Genomic DNA, 11,283 nt, shown 5'->3' with positions numbered 1-11,283 from the left:
ACAACACAGCCCACTCGGCATCCGAAAGCTCATGACGACGCACCACGACAAACATGATGCCTCATTACCTGACCACCTTTGAAGACGATCTCTAGGTCTGGGCCCGGGCCTAGGTCTGGGCCCGGGCCTAGGCCAGCTGCCGCCGCACCAGCTCGTGCAGCCGTCCGCCGGTGTCCGCGAGGAGCTGGGCGGGCGGGCCCTGCTGCGCGACCTTGCCGTTCTCCATCACCACGACCCGGTCGGCGTCCATCACCGTCGACAGGCGGTGCGCGATGACGACCCGGGTGGCGTTGAGCTTGCGGGTGCTCTCGATGACCGTGCGCTGGGTCTCGTTGTCGAGGGCACTGGTCGCCTCGTCGAAGAACAGGATGCGCGGCCTGCGGATCAGCGCCTGGGCGATCATCAGCCGCTGACGCTGGCCGCCCGAGACCGACCCGCTGCCCGAGACGATCGTGTGCAGTCCCATCGGCATGCGCTTGATGTCCTCGGCGAGGCCGGCCAGCTCGGCGGCCGCCATCGCCTCCTCCGGCGTGTAGGCCTCGGTGCCGCAGATGACGTCGAGCAGGGAGCCGGTGAACGGCTGGGCGTGCTGGAGCACCACCCCGCACTGGCGTCGTACCGCCGACTGGTCGAGGGCCGCCAGATCCTGGCCGTCGTACAGCACACTGCCCGAGACCGGCTTGTCGAAGCCGATGAGCAGCCGCAGGAGCGTCGACTTCCCGCAGCCGCTCGGGCCGACGATCGCCACGAACTCGCCCGGCCGCATCTCGAAGGAGACGTCGTCGAGGACGAGGGGACCGTCGTCGGAGTAGCGGAAGGAGAGGCGGCGGGCCTCGAGCGCGCCGGTCAGCGGGCCGGGGCGGGTGTTCGCCGTGCGGACCTCGGGCGTCGCCTCCAGCACCGGCCGGATCTCCTCGAACAGCGGCAGCGCCGCCACCGCCGACACGAAGGCGCCGGTCAAGGAGGTCACCGAGGTGAGCAGCATCGTCATGGACGTGTTGAAGGTGAGGAAGTCCGCCGCCGACAGCGCACCGCGCGCCGGACCGGCCAGCAGCATGAACATCAGCAGGGAGCACAGCGGCAGGTACACCGAACCCAGCACCGTGCTGAGGTTCTTGATCCGGCCGAGGCGCTGCTGGAGTTCCCGGCTGCGCGCGAACTGTGCGGCCCAGGCCGCGTACGCGTAGTTCTCGGCGGCCGCCACCCGCAGCTTCGGCAGTCCCCGCAGGGTCTGGAAGGCCTGGTTGTTGAGCTTGTTGGAGAGCACCACGAGCCGCCGCTGCCAGCGCACCTGCCACAGCCCGAGCGCCAGGAACACGGACCCGATGACGACCAGCATGCCGATCGCGGCGAGGGCCATCGGCACGCTGTACCAGAGGAGCAGCCCCAGGTTCATCGCGCCGATGGTGACGGACTGCGCGACCGACGGACCGAGTCCCGCCAGCAGTCGGCGGATCGCGCTGATGCCCATGGCGGCACTCGCCAGCTCGCCCGTCGAACGCTCGGCGAAGAACTTCGTCGGCAGCCTGAGCAGCCGGTCCCACACGGCCGGCTGGAGCGTCGCCTCGATCCGGCCCTCCAGCCGCAGCATGGTCAGGTTCTGCAGCAGCGTGAACGCCGCCGCCACCACGCCGCTGACCATCACCGCCAGACACACCTGCACGATCAGCCCCGTCCGGGCCTGCGGCACGTACTCGCCGAGCACCTTGCCGGTCGCGATCGGCACCAGCGCCCCGATCACCACCGTCACCAGCCCGCTGACCAGCAGGTTCGTCAGATCCCCGCCGGTGCCGCGCATGCTGAACCGCAACAGCCCGAGGGGGCCGAGGCCCTGTTCCGGCAGCGGACGGTAGAACATGACCGCCCGCGGCTCGAACTCCTCCGCGTTGGCCTTCTCCACCGGGGTCTCCCGCCCGGTCGCGGGGTGCACGGCGACATAGCCGCCGCGCCGCCACAGCAGCGCGACCGGCGCCCCGGACAGGGCCCGGTGCCCCACCAGCGGCCCCACGTCGTCCCGCCACCAGCGGCCGTCCAGGCGTACGGCCCGGGCACGCACCCGTGAGGCGAGAGCGACCCGCTCCACCGGGTCGAGCCGGTCGCTGTCGGCGCCCATCCGCGCGGGTTCGACGAGGGTGATCCCGGCGGCCCGGGCGACGAGCCGGCACGCCGCGTAGGTGGCGTCGGCGTCGGCGGCGGTTGCGCGCCTGTCCGCGCCCCCGCCGTTCCCGTCCCCTCTGCCGCTCCTGCCGCTCCTGCCGATCGACGCGAGCAGCGTCCGGTCGGCCTGCGCGCGAACCGCCTCGCCCGCCTTGATCCCGGCGGCCGCGCGGGTCTCGTGGGTGTGCTCCAGCTGCTCGATCCAGCGGTCCAGCGTGGTCAGCAGCCGGTACTGCTGGTCGACCATGCTCTGCCACACCGCCGGGTCCATCAGCAGGTCGGCGGCCGCCTCCGCGCCGTACAACGAGCCGTACTGCACACTGCCCGGCGGCACCTGCATCCAGAAGACGTCGTCGTCCCCCATGCTCGAATGAACCCGCACGGGGGCGCCCCCATCCTCCGCCGCCCGCTCGGTGGCCATCGGCGCCTGGAAGAGGATCGACAGACCGCGGCCGACGCCGAGGGCGAGCGCGTACTCCAGGGGGCTCGAAGCCGGCGGCACGTACTGGGGGTTGCCGTACTCGTCGTAGGACCAGGTCTGGGTGTTCGCGGGCTGGTACAGCTCACGCAGCCCGATGCGGTGCACGACGCAGTCGCGGAGCGGGCGTGCGACGAGCGTGTGGTGGGGTCCGGTGACCGGACCGAGCAGTAGGGCGCCCGCCTCCAGCCGGCCCAAGTGGTGCCAGTGGCCCTGCTGTTCGGCGTCCACCGCGAACAGGTCCAGCGCGCCCGACGCGACCAGCCACAGCACCTGCGGCCCCTCCAGGTCGAGGCGGCCGAAGCCCGCGCAGTCGATCCGCGCGCCCGACTGCCCCAGCGCGGCGAGGACGACGTCGCCCTCGGATACGGCGGTCATCTCATCGCTCCCTGACCAGCGCCGCGTACGAGCCGCCGCGCGCCACCAGTTCCTCGTGCCGCCCCCGCTCCACGACCGTGCCGTGCTGGAGGACGACGATCTCGTCGCTGTCGCGCACGGTGCTGAGCCGGTGGGCGATCACCACGCACGCACAGCCGCGCCTGCGCAGGTTGTCCATCACGACCTGCTCGGTCTCCGCGTCCAGCGCGCTGGTCACCTCGTCCAGCACGAGGATGCTGGGCCGGCGGACCAACGCCCGTGCGATCTCAAGGCGCTGACGCTGACCGCCGGAGAAGTTACGGCCGTCCTGCTCGACCCTGCTGTGGATGCCGCCGGGCCGCCGCATGACCGTGTCGTGCAGTGCCGCGTCCCTGAGCGCGTCGACGACGGCGTCGTCCGGGATCGACGGGTCCCACAGCGCCACGTTGTCGCGCACCGAGCCCTCGAAGAGGAACACCTCCTGGTCGACGAAGGACACCGAGGAGGCGAGCGCCCCGCGCGCGATGTCCTCCAGACGCTGCCCGTCGACCCGGATCACGCCCTCCCACGGCGTGTACAGGCCCGAGATCAGCCGGGACACCGTCGACTTGCCGCTGCCCGAGCCGCCGACCAGCGCCACCTGCTGCCCCGGCCCGACGGTCAGGTCGAAGCCGGTCAGCAGCGGCTTGTCCAGCGGGCTGTAGCCGAAGGTGATGTTCTCCAGCTCGACATGGCCGTGCAGCCGGCGGGTGGAGTCGGCGCCGGAGCGGCGGTCGTAGAGCGGGTCGGCGCGGAAGTTCTCCACGTCCTTCAGCCGGGCCACGTCCGCCGCGAAGTCCTGGATCCGGCCCGCGACCCCGTTGAGGCGGGTCAGCGGGGCGGTGAAGCGGGTGACCAGCGCCTGGAAGGCGACCAGCAGACCCACCGAGATATGGCCCTCGACCGCCCGCATGCCGCCGATCCACAGGATCAGCGCGCTGTTGAGCGTCGCGAGCGTCGGCGCGACCACGCCCAGCCAGGCGCTCGGCACCCCGAGCCGCTGCTGCTCCTCCAGCGTGGTGGCGTGCTGCCCGGCCCACTTGCGGAAGTACCCCTCCTCGCCGCCGGTCGCCTTCATCGTCTCGATCAGCTGCAAGCCGGTGTACGCCGTGTTGGTGAGCCGGGCGTTGTCCGCGCGCAGCTTCGCCGTCCGGGTCGCGCGCAGCCGGATGACGATCCGCATCGCGACGATGTTCAGCAGCGCCACACCGATCCCGACGAACGTCAGCTGCGGGTCGTAGGTGTAGAGGAGGACGGCGTACAGGACGACGACGATCGCGTCCACGCCCGCCGACGCCAGGTCGCGGGCCAGCGTCTCGGCGACCGCGTCGTTCGACTGGAGCCGCTGGACCAGGTCGGCCGGGCTGCGCTGGGAGAAGAAGGTGACCGGCAGCCGCAGCAGATGACGCAGGAAGCGGGCGCTGGAGAGGGTCGAGGAGATGATCCGGCCGTGGTGCAGGTTGGCCTGCTGGAGCCAGGTCAGGGCCACCGTGAGGGCCACGCACGTGCCCATCGAGACGAACAGCACGCCCAGCAACGAGGTCTGTCGTCCGATCAGGAACATGTCGATGTAGGTCCGGCTGAGCGCCGGCACGGCCGCGCCGACCACCACCAGCAGCAGACTCGCCAGCACGGCCGCCGGCAGGGTGCCCGCGGTGCCGCGCAGCCGGGCCGGCATCGCGCCCAGCACACCCGGTCGGCGTCCGCCCCGCTCGAAGTCCTCGCCCGGCTCCAGCACCAGCACGACACCGGTGAAGCTGCCGTCGAAGTCCTCGATCGGCACGAACCGCCGGCCCTTGCCCGGGTCGTTGATGTACACGCCCCGGCGGCCGAAGCGACGGCCCAGGCCCTCGTAGACGACGTAGTGGTTGAACTCCCAGAACAGGATCGCGGGCGACCTCACCCCGGCGAGGGCCGCCAGGTCCATCTGCACGCCCTTGGCCGTGAGGCCGTAACCGCGGGCCGCCTTCAGCAGGTTGCTCGCCCGCGAGCCGTCACGGGAGACACCGCACGCGATGCGCAGCTCCTCCAGCGGGATGTGCCGCCCATAGTGCCCGAGGACCATGGCGAGCGAGGCCGCGCCGCACTCCACGGCCTCCATCTGGAGCACGGTGGGCGTGCGCACGGTCTTGGTCCGGCTCTTGGGAACCGTGCGCCGGGGCGGCGCGGCACGCCGACGGGTCCGCGGCTGCTCGGTGGTGGTCACGGGAGCAGCCAATCGACGGGACGCTGGTCGGCCAGCCGGATCGAGCCCGTGGCCATGGTCATGGAGGTGAGGGCGAACGGCGGCCCGTCCACGGACGACCACCGGTAGCCGCTCTTCGTCGCCGAGGACCTGTCCAGGCGGACCAGGACCGCCACCGGGCGGCCGCCCTCGGTGAACTGCTCGCCCAGCTGGCTGTCGCCGAGGAAGGCGGCGATCGCCTGCGCCGACTGGGCCGCGCGGTCCACCGACTTCACATGACCGCGCAGCACGCCGTACTCCTGCGAGGGCACGGTCTGCACGGTCAGGTCGACGGCCGCGCCCGACGGGACGGAGGCGGCGTTCTCCGCGGGGACGTACACCGTGGCGTAGAGGGGGTCGTCGGCGTCGGCGACCTTCTCCACGGCGGCGACGTTCGCGCCGGTGGAGATGATCTGCCCGATGGTGGCGGCGAGTGCGGTGATCCGGCCCGCGGCGACCGTCCGCACCACGGCGTCGCCCTGCGCCGTACGCACCTTCAGCACGGGCGAGCCGGCGGGCAGCCGCTCGCCCTCCTTCGCGAGGACCGCGGTGACCTGGCCCGCGGCGGGGCTCTGGAGGATGTAGCTGCCCTCGCCGTGGGTGAGGACGGCGGGCGCGCTCACCGTGGAGGCGACCGAACCGGTCATCGCCCACACGGACGCGGCCGCCATGACGACCACGGTCACGGACAGCACCAGCCAGCCCTGAGGGCGCGCGAAACGCACCGGCAGGTCGAGTTCCTCCGGTGACTGGAGCTTGGCGAGGGCCTGTTGGCGGAACTGCACGGGCCTACCTCGGGAGGTTCAGGGCGCCGACTCGGGAGGTTCAGGGCGCCGATGAGTCCCGGAGCCGGGTGACGGCTCCGGGACTCAAAGGGGTCACGAAAGGTGCGATCAGAGACCGGCGACCAGGTTGGTGACCGGGGCCGTGTTCAGGCCGGTGACGCCCTCGACGGTGCCGACGGCCGTGTTGACCAGGCCGGAGACCGGGGCGATGCCGTCCACCAGGCCGGTGACGGTGCCGACGGCGTTCAGGGACAGACCGCCGGAGACGTTGTCCAGCTCGGCGTCGGAGATCTCGACGGTCTCAACCTGGGGGGTGGAGTTCATGGTGGAACTTCCCTTCACATGGATATTTCATAAGGGGGGAGCGGCCCCCTCTGGGGACAGATGACGGCCGCGAGCACGGGCACCGGGCACCCGTTTCCGGGAGACCGCGGTGACCCTGCGGTGCGATGGATCAAAGCAGGTCCGCGGTCGGCGCAGCCAATCAATCACCGCGTTCACCTGGGAACTTGTGTCACGGGAGAGGGAAACGGTGCAGGCGCGCCCACCGCTTGTCGGCGACTTCTTCACAGCATGGGCGGGATCCGCTCCGATGAGCGTCCGGCGGTCTCGCGGCGAATCCGACACTCCCGCCCCAAAGGCGTGGGGAGCGCCGAGCAGTTGTGCAGAACCCCTGTGTCCGGTGCCCCCCTTGGGCATTCGATGTGCAGATTCTCGGCAGTGGGGATTCGGCCCGCGATGCTGAACGGAGCGTCGCCGCACGGCTACGGGACGTGTCGGTCGGCGAGTGCCGTTCCGGGAAGCACGTAGCTGGCGCACAGATCGGCAACCGCTTTCGAGGAACCGTCCTCCTCCGGACCGCTCGGTTCAGGACATCCGAATCGGTCACCGCACGCCGGAACGAAGTCGGTCGGCACGCCGTCTTCCTTCTTCCGGGCCACCCGCGGACGGCCGACGCGGCGACCACGGCAGCCGGGTCCGTGGCCGCCGCCGGCGCCTGCCCCGGGAGGCCCCCACCCTCCCGCTCCGGCCTCCGTGACCAGGGCGAACTCCGAACCGGCGGTGCGCGTCGACGAGTTCGACGAACCAGCCCGGAGCCGGCGCCCGGGGCGCCGGGCCGACCGAAAGGATCTGGTCGGCTTCGGCGGTCGTCATCGTCATATGGGCGGTTGTTCCCGGAGCCGCGAGGTCGGGTCTCAGTCATGGCCGATTCACGTTTGAGCAAAGGAAGTTGGCAAACGCGATTGAACGCACCCCACGACCCCTGCGTACTCATGGCCAACCAGGCGTCGCTGTACGGAGCTGCCGGACCCCGGCAGCCAGACCCCGTCCCCCAGGAGGTCGAGTTTTTTGAGTCACAAGCGAGTTACGAAGCGTAAGGCCATCATCGCCGCAGGCGGTGTGGCTGCGCTCGGAGCGGCAGCCATCCTGCTTCCCCAGGCCAACGCCTCCCAGGACGGCGGTTCCGACAACGCCGCCACGGTGAAGACGCTCAAGGCGGGCGACGCCTCGGACCTCGCCGCACAGCTCGAGAAGCTGCTCGGTGACGCCTTCGCCGGCTCGTACTACGACAGCGAGGGCAAGCAGCTCGTCGTCAACGTCGTCAACGTCGACGGCGACGACATCAACATCGACGGCGACGAGAACAAGGTCATCGTGCAGGCCAAGAAGGCGGGCGCCAAGGTCCGCCAGGTCGACAACAGCACGGCCGAACTCGAGGCGGCCGCCAAGACGCTGAAGAAGGAAGCGACGATCCCGGGCACCGCCTGGGCCGTCGACCCCAAGACGAACAAGATCCTCGTCACCGCCGACTCCACGGTCAGCGGCACCAAGTGGGACCAGATCGAGTCGACCGTCAAGACCCTCGGCGCGGGCATGGCGACGATCCAGAAGTCGGCGGGCACCTTCACCACGAAGGTCGCCGGCGGCGACGCGATATTCGGCGGCGGGGCACGCTGCTCCCTCGGCTTCAACGTCACGGCGGGCGACGGCTCCCCGGCCTTCCTGACGGCCGGTCACTGCGGGGTCGCGGCCGAGCAGTGGTCCGACTCCGAGGACGGCGCACCGATCGCCACCGTCGACCAGGCGACCTTCCCCGGTGACGGCGACTTCGCGCTCGTGAAGTACGACGACCCGGCCACGGTGGCCGCGAGCGAGGTCAATCTCGGCGACCAGACCCTCGCGATCACCGAGGCCGCCGAGGCGACGGTCGGCACGCAGGTCTTCCGGATGGGCAGCACCACCGGTCTCAACGACGGTCAGGTCCTCGCCCTCGACGCCACGGTGAACTACCCCGAGGGCACCGTCACGGGCCTCATCCAGACGGACGTCTGCGCCGAGCCCGGCGACAGCGGCGGCTCGCTCTTCACCCAGGAGGGCCAGGCGATCGGACTGACCTCGGGCGGCAGCGGCGACTGCACCGTCGGCGGCGAGACCTTCTTCCAGCCGGTGACCACCGCCCTGGAAGCGGTCGGCGCGACGCTCGGCGACGGCGGCATCGGCGCCGGTGACGCGGTCGGCGGCGACGAGGCCGGTGCGGGCGCGGTGGACGAGAACGGTGACGGCATCGACGACAACACCGGCGAGGCCATCGTCGGCGGCGGCGAGGAAGCCGGCGCCGGTGCGGTGGACGAGAACGGTGACGGCATCGACGACAACACCGGCGAGGCCATCGTCGGCGGCGGCGAAGAGGCCGGCGCCGGTGCGGTGGACGAGAACGGTGACGGCATCGACGACAACACCGGCGAGGCCATCGTCGGCGGCGCGGACGAGAACGCCGACGGCGGCGCGGACAAGAACGCCGACGGCCACGATCAGAACGACAACGGCGCGCAGGACGGCTCGGGTGTGACCGAGTCGCACTGACACGGCATCACCCGAACGGTCCGACCCTCCGGCGGGGGTCGGACCGTTCGTGTCCGCGCCCGGCGGCGGCCCTCAGACGTCACCTCGCGCCCGCAGCAGCAGCAGCGCCACATCGTCCATCCGCTCGTCCGCCGCCGCGTAGGGTCCCACCAGCTCGTCGGCCAGCTCCGCCAGCGGACGGTCCCCGGCCGCGCCGAGCCGCCGCCCCAGGTCGGCGATCGCGTCCTCGATGTCCACCCCCGGCGTCTCGATGAGCCCGTCGGTGTAGAGGGCGAGGACACAGCCGTCGGTCAGCTCGACCTCCGTCGTTGGGTACGTCGCCGAGGCGTCGATGCCCAGCAGCGGACCGCCCGCGAGATCGAGGACGCGCACCCGGCCGTCCGCCCGGCGCAGCAGCGGCGGGGGATGCCCGGCCCGGGCCATCACCGCCCGCCCCCGGGCCGGATCCAGCCGCAGGTAGAGACAGCTCGCGAACAGGTCGGAGCCGAGGTCGATCAGCAGCCGGTTGGTGCTGCGCATGACCTCCGCCGGCTCCTGCCCCACCGTCGTGTACGCGCGGACGGCGGTGCGGATCTGCCCCATCAGCCCGGCCGCGGTCACGTTGTGCCCCTGCACGTCCCCGATCACGGCCGCCGCGTGCGGGTGCGAGGGCACCAGGTCGTAGAAGTCCCCGCCGATCTCCATGCCCCGGGTGGCGGGCAGATAGCGGGCGGTCGCCTCGATCCCGGCCAGCGACGGCAGCGAGTGCGGCAGCAGCGCCGCCTGCAGCCCGTGCGCCAGCTGGTGTTTGACGTCGTAGAGCAGGGCGCGGTCCAGGGCCTGCGCGATCAGCCCGGCGAGGCTGGTCAGCACCGCCCGCTCATGCGTGGAGAACGCGTGCGGTTCGCCGTAGGCGAGCACACAGGCCCCCACCGGGCGGCCGGAGGCGATCAACGGCAGGAAGGCCCAGGCGGCGAAGCCGTCGGGGGAGGAGCGCCGGGACGGGTACAGGCGCTCCAGGTGCTGCCGGGAGTCGAAGAACGCCGGCACGCCGTGGGTGACCGCGTGCGCGCCCGGCGTGGGGGAGGACAGCGGCGTCCCGTCGAACCGCTCCACGAGATGCGGGTCGGGGTACCCGTGGTGCCCGAGCACGTGCAGCCGGCCGGCCCGCGCGCCGAGCAGCGCCAGCGCCTGGCTGCCCACCGCCGGCGCGATCTCGTCCGCCACCAGCCCCACCACGTCCTGCACGCTCACCGTCTCGGTGAGCGCCCCGGCCAGGCTCAGCGCCTGTGACATCGACACCAGCCGGGTCGGCGCGTCCTCCGAGCGGGCGCCAGTGGGGCTCATCTCCGACACCGCCCGGGCCCGGCTGATCCGCACGCTGATCCCGGTGGTGCTCGGATACAGCCGGAACGACAGCCACTGCGAGGGCGGGCGCAGCGCCACGAACGAGGTGGCCTCCTGGCTGAGCAGCGCGGCCCGGTAGCGCTCCTCGTACAGGGGATCGTTCAGCCAGGGAACCGTCGCCCACAGCTGCGAACCCAGCAGCCGGCCCACCGGGGCGCCGAGCAGTTCGGCGGCCGCCTCGTTCGCGAAGCCGACCCGTCCGCTCACGTCGAGCGAGCACATCCCGTACGGCAGCCGCGCGACCATCCGGGCCGCCTCGATCGTGCCGAGCGTGTCGGCGACGCCGCCCAGCGGGCCCGCGTCCAGCAGATCGGTCTCGGCCCGCACCGCGCGGTTCTTCGACGCGGCGCGCTCCAGCCGCAGCGCGAGCCGCTCGCAGGCCGTCGTCAGCTCCCGGCGCTCCCGGTCGGAGAGCTCCGGCGGATGCGAGCCGGGCCAGGTCACGAAGACCGCGCCGTACACCCGGGTCGCCGTCAGCACCGGCAGCGCGGCCAGTGCGAAGGGATAGGGCAGCACGACGGCGATCCGCGGATAGCGGCGGGCCATGTCCTCCACCCCGCCCACCCACACCAGCCGCCGCTCGCGCACCGCCTCGGCGACCGGGATCGGCGCGCTCAGCCCCACCCGCTCCCAGGGCGCGGCGAAGGACCGGGGCAGCCCCGCCATCACCGCCATCTGCAGCAGCGGCTCGTCGCCCGGACGCAGATAGACGGCGCCCGAGTGCGCCCCGACCGCGTCCATCATCGACGTCAGCGCCAGGGAGAGCACCGGCTGGCCGACCGGCGCCCATACGGCCGCAGGTGCCTGCCCGGACGACGTCTGCCCGTCCGACACGGCGACCACCTCCTCGCCCGGCGCCGCGCGAGCTTCGGGTCCAATCTGCCCCCTGGCGGCCGGGTGCGCACGGCGAGCGAGCGCCCGCCGCGGGCCGCCCCTTACCCCGTCGGGCCGCCCTCACGCCCCCTCGGTCGAAGCGCGCGACGGCTTACGGG

Annotated in this window: 6 protein-coding genes; 1 reads left to right on the top strand and 5 read right to left on the bottom strand. The window is 72.0% G+C overall.

The window, feature by feature from the left end:
- Positions 1-127: 127 nt before the first annotated feature.
- The 4 genes from ACIRPU_RS40180 to ACIRPU_RS40165 all read right to left on the bottom strand — a co-directional run bounded on the left by ACIRPU_RS40180 (position 128) and on the right by ACIRPU_RS40165 (position 6,364).
- Entirely contained in the window at positions 128-3,013 is a 2,886-nt protein-coding gene (locus tag ACIRPU_RS40180) for an NHLP bacteriocin export ABC transporter permease/ATPase subunit (protein WP_403876874.1), read from the bottom strand.
- Position 3,014: 1 nt separating this feature from the next.
- Complete coding sequence (locus ACIRPU_RS40175) at positions 3,015-5,237, bottom strand: NHLP family bacteriocin export ABC transporter peptidase/permease/ATPase subunit (protein WP_403876871.1); 2,223 nt, start codon at positions 5,235-5,237, stop codon at positions 3,015-3,017.
- Positions 5,234-6,040, bottom strand: coding sequence for an HlyD family efflux transporter periplasmic adaptor subunit (locus ACIRPU_RS40170; protein WP_403876868.1), 807 nt, complete (start codon positions 6,038-6,040; stop codon positions 5,234-5,236). Before ACIRPU_RS40170 ends, ACIRPU_RS40175 begins: the two co-directional genes overlap by 4 nt.
- Positions 6,041-6,148: 108 nt before the next feature.
- Positions 6,149-6,364: a hypothetical protein gene (locus tag ACIRPU_RS40165; protein WP_020128984.1), complete on the bottom strand. Its 216-nt coding sequence runs from the start codon at positions 6,362-6,364 to the stop codon at positions 6,149-6,151.
- Positions 6,365-7,390: 1,026 nt separating this feature from the next.
- Here ACIRPU_RS40165 and ACIRPU_RS40160 point away from each other — a divergent pair.
- A complete protein-coding gene (locus tag ACIRPU_RS40160; protein WP_403876864.1) occupies positions 7,391-8,905 on the top strand; it encodes an alpha-lytic protease prodomain-containing protein in 1,515 nt (504 codons plus the stop codon).
- Between the two features lie 72 nt (positions 8,906-8,977).
- Here ACIRPU_RS40160 and ACIRPU_RS40155 read toward each other — a convergent pair whose 3' ends face one another.
- The gene (locus ACIRPU_RS40155; RefSeq protein WP_403876861.1) at positions 8,978-11,134 is read right to left on the bottom strand and encodes a SpoIIE family protein phosphatase; all 2,157 of its coding nucleotides are present in this window, start codon (positions 11,132-11,134) and stop codon (positions 8,978-8,980) included.
- Between the last annotated feature and the right edge of the window lie 149 nt (positions 11,135-11,283).

This window comes from Streptomyces sp. NPDC102259 (assembly GCF_044766465.1).
GTDB lineage: Bacteria > Actinomycetota > Actinomycetes > Streptomycetales > Streptomycetaceae > Streptomyces.
This window is presented reverse-complemented; position numbering and strand designations above follow the sequence as displayed.